This is a genomic window from Actinoplanes sp. NPDC024001 (assembly GCF_040638955.1).
Taxonomy (GTDB): domain Bacteria; phylum Actinomycetota; class Actinomycetes; order Mycobacteriales; family Micromonosporaceae; genus Actinoplanes.
Genome location: NZ_JBEZZB010000146.1, coordinates 1 through 26,657 on the forward strand (window position 1 = coordinate 1; position 26,657 = coordinate 26,657).

At 72.5% G+C, this 26,657-nt stretch carries 29 protein-coding genes and 1 pseudogene; 11 read left to right on the forward strand and 19 right to left on the reverse strand.

Features of this window, described 5'->3' with window-relative positions; genetic code table 11:
• Positions 1 to 74: 74 nt before the first annotated feature.
• The 3 genes from AB0F81_RS39075 to AB0F81_RS39085 are packed head-to-tail and all read right to left on the reverse strand — an operon-like array spanning position 75 to position 2,055.
• Positions 75 to 584 carry a thiamine pyrophosphate-binding protein gene (locus AB0F81_RS39075; RefSeq protein WP_360206272.1) on the reverse strand — a complete coding sequence of 170 codons (510 nt, stop codon included), beginning with the start codon at positions 582 to 584 and terminating at the stop codon, positions 75 to 77.
• A complete protein-coding gene (locus AB0F81_RS39080) occupies positions 581 to 1,354 on the reverse strand; it encodes a cyclase family protein (protein WP_360206275.1) in 774 nt (257 codons plus the stop codon). Before AB0F81_RS39080 ends, AB0F81_RS39075 begins: the two co-directional genes overlap by 4 nt.
• 32 nt (positions 1,355 to 1,386) lie before the next feature.
• Positions 1,387 to 2,055, reverse strand: a complete 669-nt coding sequence (locus tag AB0F81_RS39085; RefSeq protein WP_360206277.1) for a CBS domain-containing protein — start codon at positions 2,053 to 2,055, stop codon at positions 1,387 to 1,389.
• A gap of 668 nt (positions 2,056 to 2,723) precedes the next feature.
• Here AB0F81_RS39085 and AB0F81_RS39090 point away from each other — a divergent pair.
• Positions 2,724 to 3,368, forward strand: coding sequence for a ThuA domain-containing protein (locus tag AB0F81_RS39090; protein ID WP_360206280.1), 645 nt, complete (start codon positions 2,724 to 2,726; stop codon positions 3,366 to 3,368).
• Here the strand turns inward: AB0F81_RS39090 and AB0F81_RS39095 are convergent.
• Entirely contained in the window at positions 3,331 to 4,674 is a 1,344-nt protein-coding gene (locus AB0F81_RS39095) for an MFS transporter (RefSeq protein ID WP_360206283.1), read from the reverse strand. The genes AB0F81_RS39090 and AB0F81_RS39095 overlap by 38 nt on opposite strands.
• 67 nt (positions 4,675 to 4,741) lie before the next feature.
• Between AB0F81_RS39095 and AB0F81_RS39100 the strand changes: the two genes are divergently transcribed.
• On the forward strand, positions 4,742 to 5,308 hold the full coding sequence (locus AB0F81_RS39100; RefSeq protein ID WP_360206286.1) for a helix-turn-helix transcriptional regulator: 567 nt from the start codon (positions 4,742 to 4,744) through the stop codon (positions 5,306 to 5,308).
• Here AB0F81_RS39100 and AB0F81_RS39105 read toward each other — a convergent pair.
• From AB0F81_RS39105 to AB0F81_RS39115, 3 genes are all read right to left on the reverse strand, one after another.
• The gene (locus AB0F81_RS39105; RefSeq protein WP_360206289.1) at positions 5,275 to 5,808 is read right to left on the reverse strand and encodes a hypothetical protein; all 534 of its coding nucleotides are present in this window, start codon (positions 5,806 to 5,808) and stop codon (positions 5,275 to 5,277) included. The genes AB0F81_RS39100 and AB0F81_RS39105 overlap by 34 nt on opposite strands.
• Positions 5,809 to 5,840: 32 nt before the next feature.
• Positions 5,841 to 7,346, reverse strand: a complete 1,506-nt coding sequence (locus tag AB0F81_RS39110; protein WP_360206291.1) for a multicopper oxidase domain-containing protein — start codon at positions 7,344 to 7,346, stop codon at positions 5,841 to 5,843.
• 129 nt (positions 7,347 to 7,475) lie between these two features.
• Complete coding sequence (locus AB0F81_RS39115) at positions 7,476 to 8,444, reverse strand: RNA polymerase subunit sigma-70 (RefSeq protein WP_360206294.1); 969 nt, start codon at positions 8,442 to 8,444, stop codon at positions 7,476 to 7,478.
• 28 nt (positions 8,445 to 8,472) lie between these two features.
• Between AB0F81_RS39115 and AB0F81_RS39120 the strand changes: the two genes are divergently transcribed.
• Positions 8,473 to 8,856, forward strand: coding sequence for a nuclear transport factor 2 family protein (locus AB0F81_RS39120; protein ID WP_360206296.1), 384 nt, complete (start codon positions 8,473 to 8,475; stop codon positions 8,854 to 8,856).
• A gap of 9 nt (positions 8,857 to 8,865) precedes the next feature.
• Positions 8,866 to 9,765, forward strand: a complete 900-nt coding sequence (locus tag AB0F81_RS39125) for an ion transporter (RefSeq protein WP_360206299.1) — start codon at positions 8,866 to 8,868, stop codon at positions 9,763 to 9,765.
• On the opposite strand, the gene AB0F81_RS39130 is transcribed toward AB0F81_RS39125, so the two are convergent.
• The 6 genes from AB0F81_RS39130 to AB0F81_RS39155 all read right to left on the reverse strand — a co-directional run bounded on the left by AB0F81_RS39130 (position 9,733) and on the right by AB0F81_RS39155 (position 13,634).
• A complete protein-coding gene (locus tag AB0F81_RS39130; protein ID WP_360206302.1) occupies positions 9,733 to 10,662 on the reverse strand; it encodes a DUF5995 family protein in 930 nt (309 codons plus the stop codon). The genes AB0F81_RS39125 and AB0F81_RS39130 overlap by 33 nt on opposite strands.
• Positions 10,663 to 10,696: 34 nt before the next feature.
• Positions 10,697 to 10,933 (reverse strand): 2Fe-2S iron-sulfur cluster-binding protein, encoded by a 237-nt coding sequence (locus AB0F81_RS39135; protein WP_360206304.1) that lies wholly within the window; start codon positions 10,931 to 10,933, stop codon positions 10,697 to 10,699.
• Positions 10,924 to 11,787 (reverse strand): FAD binding domain-containing protein, encoded by an 864-nt coding sequence (locus AB0F81_RS39140; protein ID WP_360206306.1) that lies wholly within the window; start codon positions 11,785 to 11,787, stop codon positions 10,924 to 10,926. The genes AB0F81_RS39135 and AB0F81_RS39140 overlap by 10 nt, the downstream gene beginning before the upstream one ends.
• A gap of 108 nt (positions 11,788 to 11,895) precedes the next feature.
• Positions 11,896 to 12,306 carry an SHOCT domain-containing protein gene (locus AB0F81_RS39145; RefSeq protein WP_360206309.1) on the reverse strand — a complete coding sequence of 137 codons (411 nt, stop codon included), beginning with the start codon at positions 12,304 to 12,306 and terminating at the stop codon, positions 11,896 to 11,898.
• A 53-nt stretch (positions 12,307 to 12,359) separates the two neighbouring features.
• A complete protein-coding gene (locus AB0F81_RS39150; protein WP_360206312.1) occupies positions 12,360 to 13,334 on the reverse strand; it encodes a trypsin-like serine protease in 975 nt (324 codons plus the stop codon).
• A 72-nt stretch (positions 13,335 to 13,406) separates the two neighbouring features.
• A complete protein-coding gene (locus tag AB0F81_RS39155; RefSeq protein ID WP_360206315.1) occupies positions 13,407 to 13,634 on the reverse strand; it encodes a hypothetical protein in 228 nt (75 codons plus the stop codon).
• Positions 13,635 to 13,757: 123 nt separating this feature from the next.
• Between AB0F81_RS39155 and AB0F81_RS39160 the strand changes: the two genes are divergently transcribed.
• A complete protein-coding gene (locus AB0F81_RS39160) occupies positions 13,758 to 15,242 on the forward strand; it encodes a GGDEF domain-containing protein (protein WP_360206318.1) in 1,485 nt (494 codons plus the stop codon).
• Here AB0F81_RS39160 and AB0F81_RS39165 read toward each other — a convergent pair.
• Positions 15,209 to 15,676: a hypothetical protein gene (locus tag AB0F81_RS39165; protein WP_360206321.1), complete on the reverse strand. Its 468-nt coding sequence runs from the start codon at positions 15,674 to 15,676 to the stop codon at positions 15,209 to 15,211. The two genes, AB0F81_RS39160 and AB0F81_RS39165, sit on opposite strands and share 34 nt — an antisense overlap.
• A 47-nt stretch (positions 15,677 to 15,723) precedes the next feature.
• Positions 15,724 to 16,587, reverse strand: a complete 864-nt coding sequence (gene uppS / locus AB0F81_RS39170; RefSeq protein WP_360206324.1) for a polyprenyl diphosphate synthase — start codon at positions 16,585 to 16,587, stop codon at positions 15,724 to 15,726.
• A 23-nt stretch (positions 16,588 to 16,610) separates the two neighbouring features.
• On the opposite strand from uppS, the gene AB0F81_RS39175 reads away from it, so the two are divergent.
• Together AB0F81_RS39175 and AB0F81_RS39180 are read left to right on the forward strand one after the other, a co-directional pair.
• Positions 16,611 to 16,922, forward strand: a complete 312-nt coding sequence (locus AB0F81_RS39175; protein WP_360206327.1) for a metalloregulator ArsR/SmtB family transcription factor — start codon at positions 16,611 to 16,613, stop codon at positions 16,920 to 16,922.
• Positions 16,919 to 17,389 carry an SRPBCC family protein gene (locus tag AB0F81_RS39180; protein WP_360206330.1) on the forward strand — a complete coding sequence of 157 codons (471 nt, stop codon included), beginning with the start codon at positions 16,919 to 16,921 and terminating at the stop codon, positions 17,387 to 17,389. Before AB0F81_RS39175 ends, AB0F81_RS39180 begins: the two co-directional genes overlap by 4 nt.
• Before the next feature lie 4 nt (positions 17,390 to 17,393).
• Here the strand turns inward: AB0F81_RS39180 and AB0F81_RS39185 are convergent, their stop codons facing one another.
• From AB0F81_RS39185 to AB0F81_RS39195, 3 genes are all read right to left on the reverse strand, one after another.
• Positions 17,394 to 19,301 (reverse strand): acyl-CoA dehydrogenase family protein, encoded by a 1,908-nt coding sequence (locus AB0F81_RS39185; protein ID WP_360206333.1) that lies wholly within the window; start codon positions 19,299 to 19,301, stop codon positions 17,394 to 17,396.
• 76 nt (positions 19,302 to 19,377) lie between these two features.
• Positions 19,378 to 22,740 (reverse strand): hypothetical protein, encoded by a 3,363-nt coding sequence (locus AB0F81_RS39190; RefSeq protein ID WP_360206336.1) that lies wholly within the window; start codon positions 22,738 to 22,740, stop codon positions 19,378 to 19,380.
• Between the two features lie 5 nt (positions 22,741 to 22,745).
• The gene (locus tag AB0F81_RS39195) at positions 22,746 to 23,102 is read right to left on the reverse strand and encodes a hypothetical protein (RefSeq protein ID WP_360206338.1); all 357 of its coding nucleotides are present in this window, start codon (positions 23,100 to 23,102) and stop codon (positions 22,746 to 22,748) included.
• A 149-nt stretch (positions 23,103 to 23,251) separates the two neighbouring features.
• Between AB0F81_RS39195 and AB0F81_RS39200 the strand changes: the two genes are divergently transcribed.
• The 3 genes from AB0F81_RS39200 (at position 23,252) to AB0F81_RS39210 (ending at position 25,070) form a co-directional block, all read left to right on the forward strand.
• Positions 23,252 to 24,247: a suppressor of fused domain protein gene (locus AB0F81_RS39200; protein ID WP_360206341.1), complete on the forward strand. Its 996-nt coding sequence runs from the start codon at positions 23,252 to 23,254 to the stop codon at positions 24,245 to 24,247.
• Between the two features lie 62 nt (positions 24,248 to 24,309).
• Positions 24,310 to 24,738 (forward strand): ATP-binding protein, encoded by a 429-nt coding sequence (locus AB0F81_RS39205; protein ID WP_360206344.1) that lies wholly within the window; start codon positions 24,310 to 24,312, stop codon positions 24,736 to 24,738.
• Positions 24,735 to 25,070, forward strand: a complete 336-nt coding sequence (locus AB0F81_RS39210; RefSeq protein WP_360206347.1) for an STAS domain-containing protein — start codon at positions 24,735 to 24,737, stop codon at positions 25,068 to 25,070. The genes AB0F81_RS39205 and AB0F81_RS39210 overlap by 4 nt, the downstream gene beginning before the upstream one ends.
• On the opposite strand, the gene AB0F81_RS39215 is transcribed toward AB0F81_RS39210, so the two are convergent.
• Positions 25,030 to 26,208 (reverse strand): pyridoxal phosphate-dependent aminotransferase, encoded by a 1,179-nt coding sequence (locus AB0F81_RS39215; RefSeq protein ID WP_360206349.1) that lies wholly within the window; start codon positions 26,206 to 26,208, stop codon positions 25,030 to 25,032. The two genes, AB0F81_RS39210 and AB0F81_RS39215, sit on opposite strands and share 41 nt — an antisense overlap.
• A 130-nt stretch (positions 26,209 to 26,338) precedes the next feature.
• On the opposite strand from AB0F81_RS39215, the pseudogene AB0F81_RS39220 reads away from it, so the two are divergent.
• Positions 26,339 to 26,657: pseudogene (locus AB0F81_RS39220) on the forward strand (hypothetical protein); the annotation flags it as partial.

The following is a 26,657-nucleotide window of genomic DNA, read 5'->3' on the forward strand; positions in this document are numbered from 1 at the left end:
GACGAGTACGGCGCCGAACATGTCGTGTTCGTCGGACGCGGAGCCATTTTGCTTCGCGTCCTTCACGTGTACGTCTATCCGGACGGCGAGGCCGATGCCGCGGCGGCCTGCACGTCCAGCGGCAGGTTCAGCACGACGGTGCGCCGCTCCACCACCGCGGTCCGACAGGCCCGCACGGTGTCGGCCACCGCGGTGCCCGGCCCGTGCACCCGGTCGCTCGCCGCGCCGACCGCCCGCGCGAGGGCGTCCTGGTCGACCCGGAAGTTCGAGCGCAGCGCACTCGCCGCCGGCTCGGCGGCGAGCACCAGCAGCGGGGTACGGCTCTTCGCCGCCTCCGCGATCCCGGTCATCGCGTTGGTCAGCCCGCAGCCCTGATGCACCGAGACGATCCCGGCCCGGCCGCTGACCCGCGCGTACGCGTCAGCGGCCGTGGCCGCCCCACCCTCGTGGCGGGTCGCGACGAACCGGGCCCCGTGCGCCACCAGCGCGTTGGTGACATGGAAGTTGCCGCTGCCGACCACCCCGAACACGTGGCTCGCGCCGAGCTCGGCGAGGGTGGCGCCGACCAGATCCGCGACTCTCATCGTTCGACGAGCGCCAGCACGCGCACCGGGCTGCCGGAGCCGCCGACGATCGGCAGCGGCGGGGCGATCACCACAGCCCCGGTCGGCGGCAGCCGGTCCAGGTTGCGCAGCTGGGTCAGGCCGTACTTGTCGGCGCCCAGCAGGTAGGAGTGGCACGGGAACGGCGGGTCGAACGAGTGCGCGGCGCCCGCGTCGGTGCCGACCGTCTCCACCCCGAGGCCGATCACCGGCGACTCGGTGGCCAGCCATTTCGCGGCCGCCGCCGAGACGCCGGGGGTGTGCGGGCCGGTCTCGTTCGCGTTGAGGAACGCGGCCTGGTCACCGGAGCGGGCGTCCCAGCCGGTGCGCAGCAGCAGCCAGCCACCGTCGGGCAGCGGGCCGTGCTCGGCCTCCCAGGCGCGGATGTGCTCGACCTCCAGCAGGAAGTCCGGGTCGGCGGCGGCCTGCTCGACGACGTCGACGACCACGGCCGGGGCGATCAGCCGGTGCGGCGGGACCTGCGAGACGTCGTCGCCGTCACGGCCGGTCGCCCAGTGCACCGGCGCGTCGAAGTGGGTGCCGGTGTGCTCGCCGGTGTGGATGTCGTTCCAGTACCAGGCGGGGCCGCGGTCGTCGTACCGGCTGATCTCCTCCAGGCGGAACGGGATCGTGTTGGCGAACGGCGGCGGCAGCTGCAGGATCGGCGTCGCGGCGGACAGCGGCGCGGTGAGGTCGACGACCTCGATGGTGCGGTTGTTCACTCCGGACAGCAGGGCCTGCAGAACGCTCATCGGGACTCCACATCGGCGCGGTCGGTGATCCGTCAGGCGATACCGTAAACCGTCACCGCGGTGTCGTCGTAGGTGTAGGCGATCGCGTCGGCCACCTCGACCACCCCGTCGACGCGGCGGGCGAGACGGGCCGCGGCCGTCGCGGTCGACAGCCGGTCCACCTGCCCGCGCAGGGTCACCACACCCCGCTCGACCTCGGCCCGCACGGTCGCGGCCGGGAAGGCGGCGCCGAGCACCGCGAGCACGTCGGCGCGGATGTCGTCGTCCGGGCGCAGGTGCACCTTGAGCAGGTCGCTGCGGGTGACGATGCCGACGAGGCGGCCGAAGTCGTCCACCACGGGCAGCCGTTTGACCTGCTCGGCGTCCATGATGCGGGCGGCCTTGGCGACCGGGGTGCCGGACACCGCCACGACCGGCGGGCTGCTCATCAGCTCGGCGGCGGTGGCGGCGCGCGCCTTGGCACGCTCGCCGCGCCGGCGGCGGCCCTCGAAGAGCCGCGGTTCCTCGTCGCCGGCATATTCGATCTTGCGGAGCAGGTCGGCCTCGGACACCACACCGGTCACCCGGTGCCGGCCGTCCACCACGGGCACGGCGCTGAAGTGCCGGCCGATCAGCAGATCGACCAGTTCACGGTAGGCGGCGGTCTCCGGAACGGACACGACCGCCATGGTCATCACATCGTCCACGGTCCAGGTCTTCATTGACGCCTCCTGAGTCATCTCCGACGGTAGGAGCCGCGGATGCCGCCGGGCAGGGCCGAAAGACCCGCTGGACTCGGGCCGTGGTCCTGGGCAAGGTGGACGGTGAGGCGCGAGGAGTGAGCCATGGCGCGCCGCAGGGCCCGGCGGAGACCGGCCGATCGCCGAACCCGGCCGGCCGGCGGCAGCAGTGCCGGGAAGTGGGGCAGTGCCGGGAAGTGGGGCAGTGCCGGGAAGTGGATCGCCGGTGTGCTCGCCGCCGCCCTGACCGCGGCCCTGGCGGGCTGGCTCTCCGGGGTGCCCGCGGCGATTCAGCGGACGGTCCTCGCGCAGGCCCCGGTTTCGATGTCCGTCGAGCGGCAGGCCCCGGCCTGCGGTCATTCCTACCTGACGGACAGGCCGCTGGAGCAGGTGGGACGGCCGCCCTCGATCGTGGTCACCTCCCGCAATCCGCCGATGCGCGGGATCACCCTCTCGCATCCGTGCGGCGGGCCCGCCTCCGGCCGCTATGTGAAGGCCGATCTGGATCAGTCACCGCCGCGCATCGTCGAGACGGGGAGCAGACCGGGCGCCAGCCGATCGACTCCGGCGGCAAGCCGTTCCACACGACACCGAGCACACCGGAGCGGCGCTCCTTCTGGGACGGCGCCTGGCACTGATTAGATGGGATCATGCGGATCCTGGTCGTTCGAGGCGGCTGGCCCGGGCACGAGCCCGCGGCCTGCACCGAGCTGTTCATCGCGCGCCTGCGCGCGCACGGCCTCACCGCCGACATCGCCGAAACCCTCGATGCGTACGACGACCAGGACCGTCTCGCCGCCGCCGGCCTGATCGTGCAGTGCTGGACCGGGGGCCGGCTCACCGAGCAGCAGGAACGCAACCTGGTCGGCCGGGTGCGCGCCGGCGCGGGTTTCGCCGGCTGGCACGGCGGCATCGTGGCCACCGCCTACGAATCGCCGGACTACCAGTTCATGGTGGGCGGCCGGTTCGTCTGCCATCCCGGCGGGTTCGTCGACTACGACGTGAAGATCGTCGCCGAGCATCCGGTGGTGCACGGCATCGACGACTTCTCCGTGCACACCGAGCAGTACTTCTGCCACACCGACCCGACCCTCGAGGTGCTCGCCACCACCACGTTCACCGGCGACCACGGCGCGCCGGAGACGGCCGGCGCGGTGGTGCCGGTGGTCTGGCTGCGCCGCTTCGGGGCCGGCCGGGTGTTCGTCTCCACGCTCGGGCACAGCCCGGCGGACCTGACCGTGCCCGAGGTGGCGACGATCACCGAACGGGGACTGCTGTGGGCCGCCGGGCGCTGACCGGCGACGCCTGAGCGGCGGCCAGCACGACCACGCCGCACACCGCGACCAGCGCCCAGCCGGCACCGTCCGGCCCGCCGCCGGCCACGATGCCGCCGGCCAGGGCGATGCCGAGCGCCGCGCCGAGCTGCCGTGCCGTCGAGGTGATGCCGCCCGCGACACCGGCGCGCTCCGGCGGCAGGCCGCTGACCGCGGTGTTGGTGATCGGCGCGTTCGCGAAGCCCACCCCGATCCCGGCGAACAGGTATCCGGCCAGCAGCCCGGCCCCGCCGTCGAAACCGGCCAGCAGCAGCCCGCCGATCGCCGTGCTCACCCCGGCCACCCGCAGCGGCAGCCGTGGCCCGGCCAGCCCGACCAGGTGCCCGGAGAGCGGCGCGCAGACGGTCGCGGCGAGCGCCATCGGCAGCGTGACCAGCCCGGCTTGCAGCGGGCTGAACCCGCGCGCCTGCTGCAGGTGGAAGGTGCCGAGCAGCAGCGTCACGTTCAGCGCGACGAACACCGCCACCGCCGAGCCCACGGCCGCGGTGAACGGGGCCCGCCGGAACAGGGCCAGGTCGATCAGCGGTTCGGCCCGCCGGCGCTCGACCCGGGCGAAGCCCACCGCGGCAGCCACCAGCAGCGCGTAGCCGAGCAGCAGCAGCGGCGATCCCCAGCCCAGCCGGGGTCCCTCGATCAGCACGGCCACCGTGGTGCCGACCAGCACGATCAGCAGCGCCTGCCCGGGCAGGTCGAGCCGGCGCGGCCGCGGCGCCCGGGACTCGGGAACGTATTTCACGGTCAGCGCCAGCACGATCGCGATGACCGGCAGGTTGACCCAGAACACGGTGCGCCAGCCGAGCCCGCCCGCCAGCGCCCCGCCGAGCACCGGCCCGGCCGCCATGCTCAGGCCGAACACCGCGGCCCACACCCCGATCGCGCGGGCCCGCTCGCGAGGATCAGTGATCACGCTGACCACGATGGCCAGCGCCACCGGGCTCAGCATCGAGCCGCCGACGCCCTGCACCACCCGGCCCGCCACCAGCACCCCGAGCGACGGGGCCAGGGCGCAGGCCAGCGACCCGGCCCCGAAGATCACCAGGCCGAGCCGGAAGACGCGACGCCGGCCCACCCGGTCGGCCAGCGCGCCGGAGCTGATCAGCAGGCCGGCCAGGACCAGGGTGTACGCGTCGACCGTCCACTCCAGGTCGGCGACGGCGAGGCCCAGGTCCCGCCCGATCGAGGGCAGCGCCACGTTCACGATGGTGGTGTCCAGCCCGACCAGGAAGATGCTGACGGCGCAGACGGCCAGTGTTCTCGTACCTCTCATGCCGCGAATCGTCACCGCGGCGGGCCCCGCCTTCCCAGGAAACTTGCGAAGACCGCAAACTGCTGCGGTGGACCCCGAACTGGAACAGCTGCTCGACGGCATCGGCCCCCGCCTGCGCCGGATCCGCCAGGACCGGGGCCTCACGCTGGAGGATCTGGCCGGCGCCACCGGGCTGTCGGTGAGCACCCTGTCCCGGCTGGAGTCCGGCAAGCGCCGCCCCACCCTGGACCTGCTGCTGCCGCTGGCCCGCGCCCACCGGATGGCCCTGGACCACCTGATCGGCGCGCCGCCCACCGGCGATCCGCGCGCGCACCTGACCCCGCACCGCAGCCACGCCCGCACCGGCAACAACAGCGTGGTGGTGCCGCTGACCACGTACCCGGGGCGGGTGCAGGTGTTCAAGCAGATCCTGGGCGCCGGGCCCGGCGCGCCGGCCCTGGTGAGCCATCCCGGCCACCTCTGGTTCTACGTCCTGGCCGGTCAGGTCCGGCTGGTGGTGGGTGACCGCGAGTCGGTGCTGCGGCCCGGCGACATCGCCGAGTTCGACACCGGCGAGCCGCACTGGTTCGGCCCGGCCACCGAGACACCCGCCGAGATCCTTCACTTCTCCACGACGTCGAGCCGTTTGACCTGACGGCCGCGCGGGGTGAGGTGCAGCCGCACGTACGCGCCGGTGGTCACCCGGGCGTAGTCGGTGCGGCTCACCGGGGTCCCGGCGATCGGGTCGCGGCCGTCGTCGACCGCGATCCAGAAGTTCTCCACGTGGCCGTCCTCGCCGCTGCGGATGATCCGGCACTCCAGCACCCGGCCCTCGACGATGCGGGTGCCGAGCTGGTCGAGCAGGAAGTAGACCGCCAGCAGCAGCATGATCACGACGGCGGTCACCACCGCGGGGTGCCGGAAGAAGAGCAGGAAGAAGGCCATGTTCACCCCGGCCCACGCCGACGCGAGGCCGAACCACAGGGCCGCCCGGGGACGGTAGCTGCCGGCTCGCCCGTACCGGATCGATCGTCCCTGGACCACCGACCGGCGCCGGGCGCGGTCGCGCCCGGCGTCGCGCACCATCGCGATGAACCCGATGCCGCCCAGGACGACGAGCACCGTCCAGGCCACGACGTCCTTGACAACGCCCACGGTCGCATTGTCGGACGCCGATGCAATGCCGCTCAGCCGCCATGGCCGTGGTGGGCGCTCAGCCGCGGCGAGCCGCCCGGCTCCACCACCACGAACTGGCCCATCATGCCCTCGTCCTCGTGGCGCAGCACGTGGCAGTGGAACATGTACGGCGTCGCCGGGTCGGCGAACTCGGTGAACCGCATGATCACTTTGTAGCCCTCGTGCGGCGGCAGGTAGACGGTGTCCTTCCAGCCGCTGAGCAGCGGCGGCACCGGCCCGCCGTCGGTGCGTTCGAGGACCTGGAACTGCACGTCGTGGATGTGGAAGCTGTGCGGGGTGCCGTGCCCGTTGACCACCGTCCACACCTCGGTGGTGTCCCGGGTGACCACCGCGTCGACCCGGTCGTGCGACATCCTGCGGCCGTTGATGTCGCGGGTGCTGAACTCCATCTCGCGGTGCTCGGCGGCGGTCGCCGGGTCCAGGCGTGGCACGTCGGCCAGTTTCGCCGGCACCGCGGAGCTGTCCTTCAGGGTGGCGGCCGCCCGCAGCTCCAGGACGTCGAACCGGTCGCCGCCGCCCTGGAAGCGGCGCATCGCGAAGTCGCCCTCCGGCGCCGGCGGGCCGCTGCGCAGCACCACCCGTTCGCCGGGGCGCATCGCCACCAGCACCTCGGCCCGCTCCCCGGTGGACAGCGGCAGCCGCTGCACCTGGTGCGGCCGGTCGAGCAGCCCGCCGTCGGTGCCGATCAGCGTGAACGGGCGGCCGTCGGAGAGCGCGAAGTTGAAGATCCGGGCGGTGGAGGCGTTGAGCAGCCGCAGCCGCACCAGCGAGGTGGTGACGTCCAGGTACGGCCCGGGCGTCCCGTTGACCAGCACCGAGTCGCCGAGGATGCCGATCTCGCTCCCGAACCGGCCGGTCTCGGAGAGCTGCCCGTCGTCGTCGAACGCCTTGTCCTGCACCATCACCGGCACGTCGTCGACGCCGTACTCGTGCGGCAGCCCGGCGGCGCCGGTGGCCGGGTCGTCGATCAGGAACATGCCGGCCAGCCCGCGGTAGACCTGCATCTCGGTCCGCTCGTGCGGGTGCGGGTGGTACCAGAGGGTCGCGGCCGGCTGATCCACCCGCCACTGCGGGGCGAACGTCGCGCCCGGCCGGATCGGGTGGTGCGGGCCGCCGTCCATCCGGGCCGGCAGGTGCATGCCGTGCCAGTGCACCGTGGTGTCCTCGCCGAGCTGGTTGGTGATGTTCACGATGACCTGCTCGCCGCGTTTCGCCCGCAGGGTCGGGCCGAGGTGGGCGCCGTTGTAACCCCACGTCGCGGTCGGTTCGCCGCGCCCGAGGTCGCTCTCGCCGGCCTGGGTGCGCAGGTCGAACACCCGCCGGCCGGCACCGTCCACCCGCGACGCGGCGAGCGGCGGGACAGCCACCTCCCGGTCGAAGGTGACCCGGCCGACGGTGTCGATCGTGGGGCGGGTCAGCACCCAGACACCCACGCCGGCGCCGACAACACCCAGGACCAGCAGGAGCAGCAGTCCACGGAACAACCACTTGCGCACGACGTACCGCCTCGGGCCGATCGACAACAGGTGCATCCGAGGCTGCTGGACGGATCCGCCGTGGAACAGGGCCGCGCGAGCAAGCAGGGGAAAGCTCCGGGCCCGGCCCGGAGACCGGATCAGGGAACGCTACGGGTGATCCGGTAGTCCGAAGCGCGACATCAGGCCGATCGTGTGGAAGCGGGCCAGCGCGGCGATCCGGTCTCCGGCCACAGTGAGCACGACCAGGCCGGCCGGGGCGCCGCCCAGGTAGACCCCGAAGGCGGGCTGCGTGTTGGCGCGGGCCGGCACCAGGTCGATCCGGGCGGTCCCGTTGAACGTGGCGCTGGCCCGCAGGAAGCCGGCGATCGCCGCGACGCCCCGGTACTCGTGCGGCGCCGGGGGCATGCTCAGCCAGGCGTCGTCGGTCAGCAACGCCACCACGGCGTCGACGTCGGCCGCGGTGAACGCCTCGGCGAACCGCCGGGTCAGCCGCTGCTCGGCGGCGGAACCCGGGGCGGTCACCGGCACGCGGCCGGTGACCACGGCGGCGCGGGCCCGCTGCAGGGCGCCCTTCACCGCGGTCTCGGTGCTGCCGAGCAGGGCGGCCACCTCGGCGGCCGGGAAGCCGAGCACGTCGCGCAGGATCAGCGTGGTGGCCTGCCGCGGCGGCATCCGCTGCAGCGCCGCCACGAACGCCAGCTCGACGGCCTCGCGGGTCTCGTACCGGACGTCCGGGCCCGGCGCCCGCTCCGGCAGACCGTCGAGCAGCGCGTCCGGGTACGGCGTCAGCCACGTGCTCTCGCCCCGGCGGGTGGGCTCCGGCGGGCGGAACGGCGGCGCCGGTTCGGGCGGCGCCCGCCGGCTCGCGTCCCGGATCGCGTTCAGGCAGCGGTTGGTCGCGATCCGGTACAGCCAGGTGCGCAGCGACGACCGGCCCTCGAAGCCGCCGAACCCGCGCCACGCGGCGAGCAGCGTCTCCTGCAGCACGTCCTCCGCATCGCTCACCGAGCCCAGCATCCGGTAGCAGTGCAGCTGCAGCTCACGCCGGTACGGCTCGACGAGTTCCCGGAACGTGTCGGCGGAGCGTTCCGGTTCCCGGTCCGGCGGTGTCTGCATCACCAGAACCGTACGAGAAGGAGACACCGTGACCGAGAACAGCCCCGCCCTGCGGGTCGCCCTCGCCTACCACCACGCGTGGGCGGCCAAGGGCCTGGACCGCGCCATGTCGTACGTCGACCCCGCGATCGTCTGCGACGCGCCGGCCGGGCGTATCGAGGGCGCCGCGGCGTACCGGGAGTTCATGGCGCCGTTCGTCGCGATGCTGCGCGGCGCCACCCTGATCGCCGCGTTCGGCGACGCCGAGACCGCGCTGGTCATGTACGACACCGAGACCAGCCTGGTGCCCAGCGCGCCCGGTGCGGAATGCGTCACCGTCCAGCACGGACGGATCGTCCGCAGCCGGTTCCTCTTCGACCGCGCGCCGTTCGAGGCGGCCCGCAGGCACGCACGGGCGGGCCGGCCTACGTAGGCTGACCCTGTGTTGCGGACATCCCGGCTGTCGCGGACCGCCGGGGTGTGCGCGGCGATCACCGAGTCGCGCGCGTTCGAGGTCCTCATCGTCACGATGATCGGGGCGAACGCGGTGGTGCTCGGCCTGGAGACCTACCCGCATCTGGGCGCGGCCGGCCCGCTGCTGCACGGCATGGAGTACTTCTTCCGGGCCGTGTTCGTCACCGAGATCGTGATCCGGATCCTGGCGCACGGGAACCGGCCGCAGGACTTCTTCAAGCACGGGTGGAACGTCTTCGACTTCGTGGTGATCGCTCTCGCGTTCTTCCCGGGCCTGCACGGCGACTCGGCGGCGCTGCGGGTGATCCGGATCGCCCGGGTCCTGCGGCTGGTCCGCTTCTCCCCCGGGCTGCGCACCATCGTCACCGCGCTGCTGCGCAGCCTGCCCGGCGTCGGCGGGTTCCTGGCGCTGGCGCTGGTCACGCTCTACGTCTACGGCATGGCCGGCTGGCTGATCTTCCAGGAGAGCCAGCCCGAACAGTACGGCGACCTGGGCCGCGCGGTGCTGACCCTGTTCGTGCTGCTCTCCCTGGAGACGCTGCCCGACCTGATCGCCGAGGGGCTGCGGCTGTCGCCGTGGACCCTCGTCTACTACGTCAGCTACGTGCTCATCACCGTCAACCTGCTGCTGAACATCCTGATCGCGGTCATCGTCAACTCGATGGAGGAGGCGCGCCGGCTGGAGATGACCGAGCACCTGGCGACCGACGAGGACCACGACGGCATCCCCGACGAGATCGACCGGATCATGATCAGCCAGCGGCTGGACGACCTGCGCGCGCTCATCACCGAGCTGGAGCAGGACCTGCGCATCGACCGCGACGACGGCCGGGCGCTAGCGGACCCGGGCAAGCGCCGGCCGGACTGACCGGCGCCGCAGCCACCGCCACAGCATGGTCACCTTCCCCACCACGGTCAGCCAGAGCACCCTGACGATGCCGGCCCCGGTCAGCAGGGTCTCCCCGGCAATCGCCGCCGCGCGGTCCATGACCGTGCGCGCGCGGGCCAGGTCGTCCTTGTCGTCCTGCAGCTCCCAGAGCCGCTCGGCCTGCTCCCAGGCCCAGGCCCGGGTGGTGCGCACGAGCACCCGCTGGGTCCAGTCGTCGAGGTCGCCGACGCAGCGATCGATCTGCATCTGCCAGGCGGTGGCGAAGCGGCGGCGCAGCGGCGGGATGTGCCGGTAGAAGATCTTGTTGACGATCAGGTAGTCGGGGTGCTGGGGGCCGTCGCCGGGATAGCCGAGCCGCTGCCAGGTGGCCACCAGGGCGAGCGCCAGGTCGTGGTTGATGTGCGCGTTGACGCCGAGAACGGCGGCCTCCAGCGCGGACACCTCGCCGTCGTGGGCACGCCGGAACAGCACCTCCCAGGCGTCCGGGGTGTCGCCGTCGGGCGCGGCCCAGGAGGCCAGGGCGGTGAAGTAGAGCCGGGCGAACTCGACGTCGAGCACCTCGAGCCAGCGGGCGTCCGTGACGTCCGGGCCGGTCAGGTGCGCGGCGACCTGCTCGGTGATGGTCAGATAGAGCGAGTTGAACGCGGCCACCCGGTTGTTGCCGGGGCTCGGCGGCAGCCCGTCGAGGATCCGCTGCAACTCCTTGAGGCGGGTCACCACGCCGGCGATGTCCTCCGGCGGATCCAGCAGCGCGGCGCTCATCTCCCGCTGCGCCGGCTCCCAGCCGCGCGTCGCCGCGACGGCTCCGCTGACGCGCCGCCGGCCGGCGCGCAGCCGCTGCGCGCTCGAGTCCACCCGTGTCCGATCGAAATCCACGACTCATCGTCGATGCCGGCCCGGCCCGAAAGGGTCAGGGATCCTGCCGCCGCGGCGTCAGATCCCTGACAGTGCAGATCCGTACGCCGTCGGACTGCACCGCCAGCATCAGGCAGGAGCGGATCTCGTCGCCGTCGGCGAGGACCATGCAGGCGCCGCAGGTCCCGTCGGCGCAGGCGACCGGAACGCCGTTGAGGACGTCGGCCAGCGTGCGGTGCGGCTCCACGTCGAGTTGCCGGGGTGTTCCGTCGATGGTCGGTTTCACGCGCACCGGGCGACCCGCTCCCGGGCGTTGCTCAGCGCCCGCCGCGCCAGCACCTGGTAGGCGCGCCGCTGTTTCGGCCGGGAGGCGTCGTCGGCGAGCCGGGCGGTGTCCTGCTCGGCCGCGATCCGCGCGGCCGCCGAGATGGAGGCGTCCGAGAGGGTGGCGCCGAGCAGCGCGCTCTCGGCTGCCCGGGCCCGGACCGGGCTGGGCCCGGAGTTGACCAGGCACAGCGCCGCCGCGCTGATCACCCCGTCGGTCACCGTGATCGTCGCCATCGCGGCCGCCTGCGGATAGATCGAGTTGCGGCGGTCCTCGGCGTAGCCGATGCCGGTTCCCTCGGGCAGCACCGGGAACCGTGCCTCGACGAGCAGTTCGTCCGGGCGGCGGGCGGTGGTGAACGGTGCCGTGAAGAAGCTCTCCGCCGGCACCGTCCGCCGCCCGGTCACCCCTTCGAGGACGATCTGGGCGTCGAGAGTCACCGCCACGGCCGGCCACTCCGCCGCGGGATGGGCGTACGCCAGGCTGCCGAGCATCGTGCCCCGGGCCCGGATGGGTGGATGCCCGATCTGCTGCACCACGACGCGCAGCAGATCACCGAGCGCCCCGCCGACCGCGTCGGACTCGAACGTCCGGTGCCGCACCAGCGGCCCGACGCGCAGGAATCCGCCGGTCTCGGCCAGGGTGTCGAACTCCGCCACCCGGTTGATGTCGACCAGCCGGCACGGCGGTGAACCGGGCCTGGTCACCTCCGGGACCAGGCTCTGGCCGCCGGCCAGGACCGACGTCTCACCGTCGGCCAGCGCGGCGAGCACCTCGTCCACACACCTCGCAGCGACGTAATCCACAGCCGCAGACGTCATCGAGTTCTCCTCCCCGTTCCGTGCGGAGCTGTATCGGCACGCGTGGACATTCTCAAACCCCGCGTTCCGAACGTGGAAGAGATTCCCCGGGTCGGGTGACCCTCTCGCTCAGGAGGCGACCGGTGTGGTGTTGGCCGTGCCGAGGGCGCGGGCCTTGAGATGTTCGAACTCGGCGGCGCTGATGGCGCCCGAGTCCAGCAGTTGTTTCGCGCGGCTGATCTCCTCGGTGGCGCTGGCCGGCGCGGCCACCGAGCGGATGTAGGCATCCTGCCGCTGCTGGGCCTGGGCCTGGGCGGCCATCGCCCGCTCGGCCATGCCGCCGCCGCGGGCGATCAGGTAGACGAGTGCGCCGAGAGTCGGCAGGAAGATGAGGAACAGCGTCCACAGTGTCTTGCCCAGGCCGCCGAGGTCCCTGCTGCGGAACAGGTCCCCGAAGATCCAGAACAGGCACACGAGCCATGCCACGAAGATGAAGAACTCCAGCATGGCCAGCAGAAACGAGCCGTTGTCGTCGAACATGGCACCAGTGCACCGTCCGGGCGGGCCGGCGGCCTCATCCCGGGCGGATTAATTCAGCCGCGCCGGCGGTAACCCCGGTAGCGGCGGGCCCGCCGGCGCAACCCCAGCACGACCAGCAGGGTGACCGCCACCGGCGCCACCGCCAGCACGATCGGCGGCAGGGTGAACCCGGCCGGCCGGTCCGGGGCGGCCACCGCCGGGGACTGCCGGGCCGGCGACGACTGCGCCGGTGAGGGGCGGGCGGCCGGGGGCGCGGGTGGCGGCGCCAGGTCGGCCTTGACGACCGAGAGGATCCAGGGGGCGATCGCGTCGACCCGGGTGGCGATGTCGGGGCCGGTGTGCGGGCAGTCCGGGCCTCGGCTGACCACGCCGATCACCACGGCCGCGCCGTCCTTGGCCTCGGTGAAGTAGGGCCCGCCGGAGTCACGCTCGCACGGGCTGGTGGTGCGTCTCGGCGCCACCCCGGACAGGCCCATCTCGGTCTCGGCCAGCGAGGTGACCTTGAACCGGCCGGTGCGCAGCCGGTTCGGCGTCTGCTCGGCGCCGGCCTTGGTGAAGCCGTAACCGACCAGGCGGGCGGCCTGCCCGGTGGCCGGCTTCTTGCGGCTCAGCCGCAGCGGCGTGATCCCGGCGACCGCCCGGTCGATGCGGGCCAGCGCGACGTCGGCCTTGCCGTGCTGGCGCACCTCGACCACGTCGGCGGTGAAGCCCGCCTTGCCGGTCAGGTCCGCGCGGCCGACCGTGGCGATGGTCTTCTCGGCCACCGTCCGTGACACCCGCTTGCCCTTCACGTCCCGGAAGCAGTGCGCGGCGGTCAGCACCCAGTGCGGCGAGATCAGCCCGCCCGAGCAGGAGCTGTCCCGGGTGCCGCCGTCCGCGGTGGGGATACCCAACTCGGTGATCTTGACGGCGAACGTGTACCGCCCGTCGGGGACACCGTCACCGTGCGCGATGGCGTGAGCGGGCGCGGCACCCAGCAGCGCACCGATCGGCAGCGCGGCGGCGAGCGACATCCCTAGCTTTCTCAACGGCTGTGCAGCGTACGCGATCACGGCAAGACTGACGGCCGGCAGGGCCGCGACGTTGCACGCGCCGGCGAATCAGAGCGGCGCGCGGCGCCGGCGGCGCGCGATCCACCACCCGATCAGTACGGCGGAGACCACGCCCGGCCCGCAGTGCACCAGCAGCACCCCGGCCAGGCTCGGCCCGCCCCAGTCGGCGGCGTAGGTCGCCGGATCGGTCATGTCGATGACGAACGGCTCGGCCACCGCCCGCACGATCAGATAGGCGCCGAACAGCACCGCCAGCCCCGTGAAGAACTTCCGCATGCCGGGACCCTAGGGTCACCCTCGGCGCCACCACATCAACCCGGGGTATTACCCCGGCCACAGTCCCTCAGGTGGATGCGGAACCGTCCGACCGTTGGCCCTGTGGTGATGCGGAGGACAGGCGTGCGCCTGGCGGCGGTGGCGGCCGCCGGCGTGACCGCGCAACTCCTGCTGCCCCTGCTGTCGCCCCGCACCGGCGTCGTCCTGGACAACCTGGTGCTGGCGGTGATCGCCCTGCTCACCACGGTCGGTCACGTACGCCAGACCCGGCTGACCCGGGGCCGCCGGCGCCTTGCCTGGGGCCTGGCCGCCGCCGCGGCCGGGCTGTGGGCCGCGTCCAGCCTGGTCGACACCGCCGACGCGTTCCGCACCGGTGAGACCGTCGCCGACGAGTGGCTGGCCGTCGGCGCGGCGCTGTGCTCGCCGGCGGCGCTGATGCTGCTCGGCAGCGCGGAACGGGTCAGCCGGGCGGTGGCGCTGCGCCGCCTCATCGACGTGGCCACCGCTACCGGCGCCCTGTTCTTCCTGGCCTGGCAGTTCGTGCTGGCGCCCGCGTACGCCGGGCTGCCCGCCGGCGCCGCCCAGCTGATCACGCTGGTGCTGCTGCCCGAGCTGGTCGGCGCCGCGTACGCGCTCGTGCTGCTCTCCCGCAGCCTGTCGCACCGCGGTGACCAGGCGCTGAGCCTGCTCGCGCTGTCTCTGCTGACGTTCGCCGCCACGGTCCTGCTCGCCGTGCGCAACGACGCCCTCGGCCTGCCCTGGCACGCCTGTGGGGTGGGCGCCGGCTACCTGGTCGCGGGTCTGCTGGCCGCGCTGGCCAGCCACGCGCCGCTGCCGCCGGAGACGTTCAGCGAGGAGAGCCGCAGCGAGGGCCGGTGGGCGCTGTTGCCCTACCTGCCGGTCGGCCTGGCCTTCGCCGCGTCGGCCTGGTCCTACGCCCGGGCCGGCGCCGTGGCGCCGGCGCTGTTCTGGCTGCTGCTGGCGACGGCCGCGCTGGTCCTGGTCCGGCAGTTCCTCAGCCTGCACGCGAATCAGCAGCTCACCGAGGACCTGTACCGGCAGCGCAGGCTGCTGGAGCACCAGGCCAGCCACGACGCGCTGACCGGCCTGGTGAACCGGGCCGCGTTCCAGGAGCGTGCGGCGGCGGCCCTCGCCACGGCCGGGCCGCAGGCGCTGACCGGTGTGCTGCTGATCGACCTGGACGGCTTCAAGGCGGTCAACGACACCCTCGGGCACGCCGCCGGCGACGCCCTGCTGGTGGGCGTGGCCGGGCACCTGCGCGCCGCGGTCCGCGACGGGGACACGGTGGCCCGCCTCGGCGGCGACGAGTTCGTGGTGCTGCTGCCCGATCTGCGCGATCCCGGCGAGGTCGAGGAGATCGGCGACCGGATCGTGCGCCGGCTGGCCGCACCGATTCCGGTCGACGGCGGCACGGTGGTGGCCCGGGCGAGCATCGGCGCCAGCGTCACGGCCGGGCCGGGCAGCGACCTGTCGGCGCTGGTGAAGCAGGCCGACGTCGCCCTCTACGAGGCGAAGCACGCCGGCAAGGGCGTCGTCCGCCGTTACCGGCACGATCAGCGCGGAGCCTCGGCGGGTTTGAGCAGGTAGGGCGCCGTCGCGGCGCCGACCGCGCCGGCCACCAGGACCGTCCACGCGGCGACCCAGGCCCACGGGCCCCGGAACCAGTGGCCCCAGCCGAACCCGGCGACCAGGATCGGGATCAGGAAGACCGCCGCGCAGACCCCCGCGCACAGCAGCCGCGCGGCGGAGGAGCGCGGCGGCAGGCGGCGGGCGCCCAGCAGCAGCAGGAGGTTCCCGGCCAGCAGCCCGGCGATCGCGCCGATGAACGCGCCGATGACGGCCAGCACCAGCACGGCACGCGGGATCGTGGCGGCGAACTCGCCCCAGTCGGCGTCGCCGTCCGGGCCGAACAGGGCCGCGGACAGCACGATGCCCAGGAGGGTGGCGACGGCGGTGGCGGCTCCGGCCACGGCGCCGACGCCGATCGTCCTGCCCACCACCGCGCCGTCGTATGTCCACACCGGGCCGACGCTATCGATCAGCGACAACACCGCCGATCGATTTATCGTCAGGCGCCGAAGCGGCGGTGGCGGGCGGCGTACGAGCGCAGCGCCCGCAGGAAGTCGACCTTGCGGAAGCCGGGCCAGTAGACGTCGCAGAAGTGCAGTTCGGAATAGGCGGCCTGCCACAGCAGGAAACCGGACATGCGGCGTTCCCCGCTGGTCCGGATCACCAGGTCCGGGTCCGGCTGCCCGCTGGTGTAGAGGTGCTCGGCCAGCCGCCCGGCGGTCAGCCGCTGGGCGATGTCGTCGACACCGTGGCCGGCCCGGCTCTCCTCCTCCAGCAGCGAGCGGATCGCGTTGACGATCTCGTCGCGGCCGTCGTACCCGATCGCGATGGTGAGGTGGTGCGTGCCGCCGTTGTCGCGGGTCTCCTCCTCGGCCAGTTTGAGCGCCTGCCGGGTCGACGACGGCAGCATGTCGAGGCGGCCGGCCAGGTGCACCCGCCAGCGGCTGTCCGGCCGCCGCAGCGGTTCGGCGACCACGTCCTCGATCATCCGCATCAGGTTGCCGACCTCGCCGGAGTCGCGCTTGCGCACGTTGTCGACGGAGGCGAGGAAGACCGTCACGTGCCGGATCCGGTACTCGGCGCACCAGCCGAGCACCTCGTGGAGGTGCTCGGCGCCGTACCGGTGGCCGACCCGCGGGTCGTCGAAGCCCATCTGCCGCGCCCACCGGCGGTTGCCGTCGATGACCATCGCGACGTGCCGGGGCAGGTTCGCGCCGGTGAGCTGGGTACGCAGGCGCCGCGTGTAGAGCGAGTAGAGCAGTCCGTTCCAGGCCATGCCGGGATCCCACCAGGCCGGGCGGTCCACCGGCCGGTCCTGCACGAAACCTCCACAGATCCCGCACAGGTCCTTGACCGCGAGCATCGGTAAGTCGTAGCTTACCGTTCGTGGCCACTTACCACCCCGGTGACGGCTGGGACGCCCTCGGCGACCCCACCCGGCGCGCCATCGTCGAGTGCCTCGCCGAGCGTCCCCGCGCGGTCGGCGAGCTCGCGGACCTGCTGCCGATCAGCCGGCCCGCGGTGTCACAACACTTGAAGGTCCTCAAGGACGCCGGCCTGGTCAGCGACCAGGCCACCGGCACCCGGCGCGTCTACCGGCTCAACCCGGCCGGCCTGTCCGCGCTCCGCGACCAGCTGGACACCTTCTGGTCACGCGCCCTGGAGGGCTATCGGAAGACCGTCGAGGAGGATTCATGAGCGAAGCCGCGTCCACGGTGCACCGGCAGATCGTCGTCGAGGCGCCGGTCGAGAAGGCGTTCACCGTCTTCACCGAGCGCTTCGGCGACGTCAAACCGCCCGAGCACAACCTGCTCGGCGCCCCGATCGTGGAAACCGTGTTCGAGCCGCGGGTCGGCGGCCACATCTACGACCGGGCCGCCGACGGCAGCGAGTGCCGCTGGGCCCGGGTGCTCGCCTACGAGCCGCCGCACCGGGTGGTGTTCAGCTGGGACATCGGCCCCACCTGGCAACTCGAGACCGACCCGGCGAACACCAGCGAGGTCGAGATCCGCTTCGTCGCCGACGGCCCCGGCCGGACCCGCGTCGAGCTGGAGCACCGCAACCTCGACCGGCACGGCCCCGGCTGGGAGTCCCTGCGCGACGGCGTCGCCGACGACGAGGGCTGGCCGCTGTACCTGGACCGTTACGCCGCCGTGTTCGGCTGACGGCTCAGGTGGTGGGTGGCGGGATGCGACGGCGCACGTCGTCCACGGTGGCCGCACCCGGCTGCCACGCCGCCACCCACGCCGCGTCGTCCGGCGGGGCGATCACACCCTCCTCCAGGAAGGCGTAACCCCCGCCCAGCACCCGGCGCGCCGCCTTCACGTCCAGCGCGTCGGTGTTGTCCCACAGCGCCGCGAACAACGCCTCGGCGCGCAAGCGCGCCTGACGGCAGAACAGATCAGCCAGTTGCAGTCCCTCGGGGCGGTGGGCACGCTCGGCATGAGCGCGTACGCAGACAGCCGACATCGCGAACAACTCGGCCCCGATGTCGACGATCCGGCCCAGGAAACCCTGTTTGCGTTCGAGCCTGCCCTGCCAGCGGGACATCGCGTAGAACGTCGAGCGGGCCACTTTGCGGGAGGCCCGTTCCACGTACCGCAGATGTGCCGCGAGCGGGCCGAAGTCGCCGTACCCCGACGGGTTCTGCCCTCTGCCGACCGCAAGCGTGGGCAGCCAGCGCGCGTAGAAGGCACCGGCGCGCGCCCCGGCGCGGGCCTTGCCGCCGAGACCCACCTCGGGGTCGATGATGTCGCCGGCCACCGACAGGTGGGCGTCGACCGCCTCCCGCGCGATCAACAGGTGCATGATCTCGGTGGAACCCTCGAAGATCCGGTTGATCCGCAGGTCACGCAGGATCTGCTCGGCCTCGGCCGGCCGCTCGCCGCGGGCCCGCAGCGAATCAGCGGTCTCATAGCCGCGCCCGCCGCGGATCTGGATCAGCTCGTCGGCGATCCGGCACGCCATCTCGCTGGCGAACAGCTTGATCAGCGCCGCCTCGATCCGGATGTCGTTGCGGTGGTCGTCGGCGATCAGGCAGCACAGGTCCAGCGTCGACTCCATCGCGTAGGTGGTCGCCGCGATGAACGCGATCTTCTTGGCGACCGCCTCGTGCTCACCGACCGGCCGGCCCCACTGCACCCGCTCCCCCGCCCACTCGCGGGCGATGGCCAGCGACCGTTTGCCGGCGCCGACACACATCGCCGGCAGCGACAGCCGGCCGGTGTTCAACGTGGTCAGCGCGATCCGCAGGCCCTTGCCGAGGCCGCCGATGACGTTGCCCTCGGGCACGAACACGTCGTGGAAGCGGGTCACGCTGTTCTCCAGGCCGCGCAGGCCCAGGAACGCGTTGCGCCGCTCCACGGTGATCCCCTCGGAGTCACCCTCGACGACGAACGCGGTGATGCCCTTCTCCGGGACCCGCGCCATCACCACCAGCAGGGTGGCGAGGGTGCCGTTGGTGGCCCACAGCTTCACCCCGTTGAGCCGGAAACCACCCTCGACCGGCTCGGCGACCGTGCCCAGCCGGGCCGGGTCGGAGCCGACGTCCGGCTCGGTGAGCAGGAAGGCGGAGACCTCGCCGCCGGCCAGCCGGGGCAGGAACGCCTTCTTCTGCGCCTCGGTGCCGAACAGTTTCAACGGCTGCGGCACCCCGATCGACTGGTGCGCGGAGAGCAGCGCGGCGGTGGCCGCGTTCACCGAGCCGATCATGGTGAGCGCCTTGCAGTAGTGCAGGTTGGACAGGCCCAGCCCGCCGTACTGCTTGTCGATCTTCATGCCGAAGGCGCCGAGCTTCGCCAGCCCGTGGAACACCTCGTCCGGAATGCGGGCGTCCCGCTCGATCTGCTCGCCGTCGACCTCGGTCCGCAGGTAGGCGTCGAGCTTCGCGAGGAACTCGTCGGCCTCGGCGGTCGAGTCCAGCTCCGGTGGTGGATCGATCAGATCGAGCCGGAACCGGCCGAGGAAGAGCTCCTTGCCGAAACTCGGCTTGCGCCACTCGGACTCGCGGGCGGCCTCAGCTGTCTGGCGCGCCTGCTTCTCGGAGACGTCGGCGGTGCTGCGCTGCGTCGCGGTCATGGTGCTGCTCCCTTGACCCGTCGGTATGCGCCAGGCTACCGAGGTCTGTTACCGAGCGGTAGCCGTAGGTGCACTCTCAATCGGCATTGCGCTGGTCCTTGAGCCTCGCGATGGCGTGGGCGAGGTCGCGTTCCCAGTCCTCGAGCGGATACCTGGCCGGGTCGTAAGGCGGCAGCTCGGGCAGCGGAGCACCCAGGGCCCGGAGCAGAGCGGCGGCCTCATCCAGCGCATGCCGCCGGACGTAGGGCTCCCCGTCCGCCCAGGCCCAGGTGTATGCGGCCCGGGCATGGTCGATCGCCTGCCCGGTGTCGCCGAGCGCCCGCCACAACTCCGCCAACGGCCGGCACGGCGGGACCGGAAGATTCGAGAGGCGCAGCGCAAGGCCACGGATCGCCGAGTGGTCATCAGGGTCGCACTCCAGCCGGGCCAGCGCCAGGTAGGCCACGGCCGAGTCGTCCGCGAAGCCGGCCTCGTGTGCCATCCGGACAGCGTCCTGCAGGGGTTCGACAGCTGCGGCCGGCCGGCCGCATCGAAGCCGCCATATCCCCCGAAGGCGCCTCAGCTGCCGGATGGCGCGGCGATTACGGCCGGCCTCGGCAAGCCGTTCGGCCTCGGTGAGGTTCTCCTCCGTCAATCGACCGCACGGGAACGCCACGAAGTCGAGGTACTCCCGCTCAGGGTCGCCCGAGCGCAGACTTCGCCGAGGCACGTTGCGATCCATGTCCTTGATCCGCTGCCAACGCTGCTCCGCCTCACTCCACCGCCCGAGCAGGCCGAGAACGGCCATGTGGTGCGCCATGGACGACAAGCCGTGCCCCGGCCAGCTGACCAGCTCGCCGAGCTCCGAGGCCATACATTGAACGCGATAGGCCAGTGCCAGCTTGTTCGAGTTCATGAAACCGATGACGATGTTCTGGGCACAGGTCCGCAGCTCTCGCCAATTCTCCTCGTCGAGGTAGCTCTCTATGCTGAGCCGGCACAGATTCTCGTAAGCCTCGGTCAGCCCGAGAACGGAAAGCGCGAAGTTCACGTTGGTGATCACGAACTGGGGAGTCCGCAGTTCGACGACGAGCGCGGACCAGTCAGCCGTGAACATCGGACGGGCCAGCGCGGCGATCTCGGGGTACGCCTCCAGGTCATGGAGCAGGATGTCGGCCAGATCGTTCAGCAGCTCGGCAGCGTCGTCCACCCGGCCGATCGCGATCATCGTGCGGATGACGATGAGCGCGTCATGCAGTTCGTCGATGCTGGCGACGGACTCGTACGCGGCCGGGGACTGCTGGGAGAAATGGTCGATGATCTGCTGACCGAAACGGTCCCGGTCCGCACCCGTCAGACGGTTCCGGGCGGTGGCCCTCACCACCGGATGCAGGTCCCACCGGCGAGCCTGCCGGTCGTATTGCAGCAGGCCCCGGCGCTCCAGGTCATCCACCGTCTCGGACAGGGATTCGACCGCCGCCGCAACCGATGACTCCCACTCGGCACGCCGCTTCTGATACTCCTGCCACAAACGCATGCTCCGCTGGTACTCCAGCCGGCTCGCGGCGCGGTCCTCCTCGGAGGCGTCTCCCCAGTCCCACAGCTCTTCGGGGTCGTACGGCCGCTCGACCACCTCGACAGGCGGCGGCAGGTGCGGGTTCAACGCCTGCAACGCACGGAAGTCGACAGCATCCGGCAGCAGGCTCAACGCCGCCAGCAACTGACCACCCGGCTGGGGAAGGGCCTGAAGGGCGGTCGACAGGATGTGATTTCTCTTCTGGACCAGATCGAGATCGCCCAGGTCGAGCCGTCTCCCCGAGTCGGAATCGGTCGCCCAGCGGTCGAAATCGCCACGGGCCGGAAGGTACGAGTTGACCAGGCCCGCGACGACACCCGTCACCAGCGGGTGGCAGTCGCAGTGGCGCTGCAGGAACTCCCGCATCAGACGAGCGTCACCGTGGACTCCGCAGGCACGCAACATGGCCTCCGCCTCGACCGGCCGCAGACCGGGAAGGCGCTCGACGAGGGCCCCGGGGATCGCCTGGCCGGCCGAGTTGAGCAGGACACGGGGCGTCAACCGCGAGGTCATGAGGATCTTCGAGGGCGCGGCATCGGCCAGCCAGCGCAGCAACTCGTCGTCGGCCGGCCGGATCGCGCTGCGAGGATCCCGGGTGGCGATCTCGTCGCTCTTGCCGGCGTGCTCGTCGGCGAGCTGGCTCGCGTCGAGGCGGTGGTAGGCCACCAGCACCCGTTCCAGGCCGTCGAGCACCAGCAGCCAGGGCTTGGCTCGCAGCTCGCGCAGCAGATGCTCGGTGAGGACGCCCTGCTTCTGGTCGCGGAAGTCACTCAGCGGGCGGCCGGTCATGTACGCCAGGGCGCGGCGGCAGAAATCCGCCATGACCGCGCCCTTCTCGTAGAAGGAGTACCAGAACCGGCCGGCCCAGTCCGGGCGCGCGGTGGCCGCGTGCCGGGTGACCCACTCCCACGTGAGCATGCTCTTGCCGTTGCCGCCGATGGCCTCGAACAGCAGCACCGGATGGGGCTGGGCCGCGCCCGCCCAGTCGTCGAGGGTCTCCAGCTGAGCCGTCCGGCCCACGAACGGGTGCGAGGCCAGGTAGCGCGGCTCGGCGTACAGGGCTGGGGCCCGGGGAATTTGATCCTCGTCGCCGGAGGCGGCGGCAGCGGTCGAAGCGGTGGAGGGCGGGACCGGCGTGCGCGGCCGGGGCACGTGCCGGCGGTTGCGCACCCACGGCTGGCGATGTGCCCACGCCAGGTCGTTGTGCACCGGCGGGTGCTCGCCGGGCAGCAGCGCGGCCGTCGCTTTCCACACGTCGGCCGGGGTGAGCCATTCCGGGCCGTCGGGCACGCCGCCCAGCGCCTGCGCCAGCGCGGTGGTGAACAGCGTCAGCGCGCTGTCAGCGGGAGCGGACGCCTCGGTGCTGCCGTCGGCGGCGCCGACGAAGTACCAGCCGGCGGTCTCACCGACCTTGACGGCCGTGCCCGGCAGAGCCGACGCGGCGCGGCCCGAGAAACAGCAGTCGAACACCAGCATCCGCTTGTCCGACCGCTGCCCGCCCGCCGCCGTGACCAGCTCGGCGACCGGCACCATGGTCGCTCGCGGATTGCTCCGGTCGGCGTCCCGCATCGCCAGGCACAACTCGCCCCCGGCCGGTTCCGCGTGCCCGGCGAAATAGACCAGCAGCATGCCCTGCCGCCCGACCAGCCGCCCGGCGTCAGCAACCGTCCGCAGCACGGTCGCCCGGTTCGGGTCGATCAGCTCGACGAGCCGCATCGGCCCGGACAGGCCCCAGACCTTCTCGTCGGCCAGTTCGGCCGCGAGCCGCCGTACGTTCTCGCGCGCTGCCGGCACCGGCGGGAAGTTGGTTCCCGGGTACTCGGTCACGCCGATGAGCACGGCCACCGACTGGCTCGGATCGAGCCGTCCGACCTCGTCCACCACCGCGCCTATCCGTCGCCGAGCTCTTTGCGCACGATCTGTTCGACGGCCTCCGGCGAGCCGGACAGGTCGATCTCCACGTGCCGGGTGCCGTCCGGCAGGTCGGTCCGGGTCAGCCGCAGCCGGGCCTGCGGACCGCCCCGGCGGCGGCGCAGGAAGTCGTAGAGCACGTTGGCGAGCACGCCGAGCGACACGTTGGTGGCGATGAACTCCAGCACCTCCACCGCCCCGAGCGAGGTGGACGGAACCGACGGCCGTCCTCGTTCGACGGGCACGTCGTCCATCCGTGGATCCTGCCGGAGGAACGCCTCCAGCTCGGCCAGCCCACCGTCGACGTCGTCGATCCACTCGGCCTCGATCCGCACCTTGCCTCCACATCCGCCTCGCCCGTCGGAGTGACCAGCATCATGGTCCAGTTCGGAGCGGGCTGTCGGCTGGCTGACAGACACGCGGGAATCAACCTGATCCGCGTACCGGATGCCGGGACCGGTAGCCGGTTTGCTTGGATCTTTCGATGACCTCCGACTCCCCCGGCTGGGACGCGATCGACGCCCGCCTCGAGCAGCTCTACCCCGGCGTCGAGCCCCGGCACTACGGCACCCTGCACCGGTTCGCGCTCGGTGGGCCGGACCCGCTGGACGGCATCAGCTTCTATCCGCGCGCCGAGCCGCAGCCGCACTGGCACATCGTCGGCTACGGGATGAGCGAGCTCTACCGCAAGGAGTCGGAGGACCTGGACGAGTCCGGCTGGGGTTTCGAGTTCACCTTCCGGGTGGCCCGCGGCGCCGAGGACACCGAGCCGCCGATCTGGGCGGCGAACCTGCTGCAGAACCTGGCCCGCTACGTCTTCTCCAGCGGCAACTGGTTCGAGCCGGGCCACCACATGGACGCCAACGGCCCGATCCGTCAGGACTACGACACCGCGGTCACCGCGCTCGCCTTCGCCGAGGACCCGGAGCTGGGCGCCATCGACACCCCGCACGGCCGGGTGCAGTTCCTGCAGGTGGTCGGGCTGACCGCGGACGAGTACGCGGCGGCCCGCCAGTGGGACACCGCCGGTCTGGTGGCGCTGCTCGCCGAACGCAGCCCGCTGCTGGTCACCGACCTGGACCGGCCGCCGATCACCGACGACCCGGCGGCGCGCGCCGCGATCGAGGCGGGCCGGGCCCGCGACGGCTCCTCGCTCGGCTGGCTGATGGTCGCGGGGTTCGACTGGGTCGCCGAGGGCGACGCGATCCGGCTGCGGCTCGAGGAGATCACCGCGGGGTCGCTCGCCGAGGCGGTGCGGGCCCGGCTTCCGTACGGCCGTGACCTGCTCCTGGAAGGTCCGGGCACCCGTGTGCTGCTGCGCCCGGCGCAGGAGTTCGCCGCGCACCGGCCCGACGACGGCACCCTGGAGCTGCGCCTTCCCCCGCAGGCCGTCGCCGCGCTGCCGGCGGCGCTCACGGCGGGCACCCACCCGCTGCCCGGCGCCACGAACCTGCTCATCGAGGTGCGCCCCGGCCGCTGACCCGCCACGGCGGACAGTTTGTGCTTCGCCCGGTTGCCGTGCCTGTTTACGCTGCGGGCCGGATGAGCACCCTGACCGCACATTTCGATCTGCCCCGCGACAAGCACGCGCCGGGGTGGGCCCGCCGTGCGGTCACCGCCGTGCTCCACGGCTGGGGCCTGCACGAGCAGGACTGGACCGACGACGCCTGCGCCGTGGTGAGCGAGCTGGTGACCAACGCGGTGCGGCACGGCGGCGGCAGCATCGCCCTGGACCTGGAGGCGCACGGCCGGGATGTCGTCGTCTCCGTCTCGGACGGCTCGCCGGTGCTGCCCCGGCCGCGCACGCCCGACGAGACCGGCGGGCTGGGCCTGCCGCTGATCGCCTCGCTCACGGTCAGCTGGGACGCGCAGCCGTACCAGGGCGGCAAGCGTGTGCGGGCCCAGCTGCCCCCCTGTCCCAGCGGTGGCACCGCCGACGCTGCCAGCGCACGACCGCCGGAGCCGGCATGAACATCGTCAAGCACACCGCCACCAACGGGTCGACCACCCTCACCCTCACCGGTGACCTCGACATGGCCACGGCGGACCTGCTCGACCAGCACGTCACCAGCACCCTGACCGAGGCCCGCCCGGCCGGGCTGGTCATCGACGTGACGAACCTGCACTTCTGCGACTCCACCGGCGTGCACGCGCTGATCCGGGCGCGGCGGCAGGCGCACCAGCACGGCACCACGTTCCAGGTGACGAACCCGAAGGGCATCACCCGCCGGACGTTTCAGATCACCGGCGTGCTCGAGGTGCTCACCGCCCGATCCGGGCCACGAACTGTCGCAGGCGGCTGAGTCCCTCACGCAGGTCCGGCTGCGACGCCGTGTACGACAACCGCACGTGCGTCTCCGCGCTGTGCGTGCCGAAGTCCCGCCCCGGGGTGAGCGCCACGTGCGCCTCCTGCAGCGCCCGCTCGCAGAACTCCCACGCGCTCAGCCCGGTGCCGCTGACGTCGAGGTAGCAGTAGAACGCCCCGTCCGGCGGCACCGGCACCGGCAGCCCGATCCGGGCCAGCCCGTCCAGGACCAGCGCCCGGCGGGCGGAGAACTCGGCGCGGCGCTGCTCGCAGACCGCGAGCGCCTCCGGGGTGAAGCAGGCCAGCGCCGCCTCCTGCGCCGGCGCCGACGCGCAGATGTAGTAGTTCTGGGCCAGCCGCTCCACCGCCGGCACCAGCGCCTCGGGCAGCACGCACCAGCCGAGCCGCCACCCGGTCAGCCCGAAGTACTTGGAGAAGCTGTTGATCACGACCGCGTCCGGGTCGAGGGCCAGCGCGGTCCGCCGGGCGTGCCCGTCCGGCTCACGGTCGCTCAGGTCGAGGTAGATCTCGTCGACGATGCGCCAGGCGCCGTGCTCGCGGGCCAGCCCGCTGATGGCGGCCAGCTCGCCGGCCGGGATCGAGGTGCCGGTGGGGTTGGACGGGGTGGCGATCATGACCCCGCGGGTGCGGCGCGACCAGTGCGAGCGCACCGACGCGGCGTCCAGCTGGAACCGGGTCGCCGGCGTGGTCGGCACCAGCCGGACGGTTCCGCCGAAGCTCTCGATGATCTGCCGGTTGCACGGGTACGACGGGTCGCCGATGATCACCTCGTCGCCCGGGTCGACCAGCGCCGCCGCGGTCAGCACCAGCGCGGCCGAGGCGCCGGCGGTCACCACGATCCGCGCCGGGTCGACCTCCACCGCGTGCTCGTCGCGGTAGAAACCGGCGATCGCCTGCCGCAGCGCGGGCAGCCCGAGGGCCGCGGTGTACGCCATCGGGCGCCCGTCCATCGCCTCGCGCATCGCGGCCCGGACCACCGCCGGGGCGCCGAAGTCGGGCTCGCCGATGTTCAGCTTGACGACGTGGTGCCCGTCGGCCTCCAGCATCGCCGCGTGCTTGGCGACCTCCATCGCGTAGAACGGTGCGACGGCCTCGGCACGGTTCGAAATCCTCACAACATGGAACTTTAGATTCCCTACCTTCCGGGCGATCTCCGCGGCCACCTCGGAGCATCGATCTGTCACTATGCGAAGAACATCCCGGTCGTAACCATCCGTCCACCGTCCCTTTGGGACACTGCCGGACATGTCCGTCGGAGATCTTCGCCTGGCTGTCGACATCTCCGCATGGTGGACCACCGCGGTGTGCGAGTCCGGTGGCACCGTCCAGCCCGTCGTCTTCGACGGCGAGACCCGCCTGCCCAGCGGCGTCTACCAGGATCCGGGCACTCGCGCGCTGAGCATCGGGACACCCGCGCTGGCGGCCAGCGCCCGCCTGCCCGACGCCTACCGGCCGGACCCGATGACGCTGCTGCACACCGGCACCCCCGCCCCCGGCGCACGGTTCGACCCGGTGGTGGCGGTCGCCGCCGTGCTCGCCCACGTCGCGGGCGCCGCCACGGCGC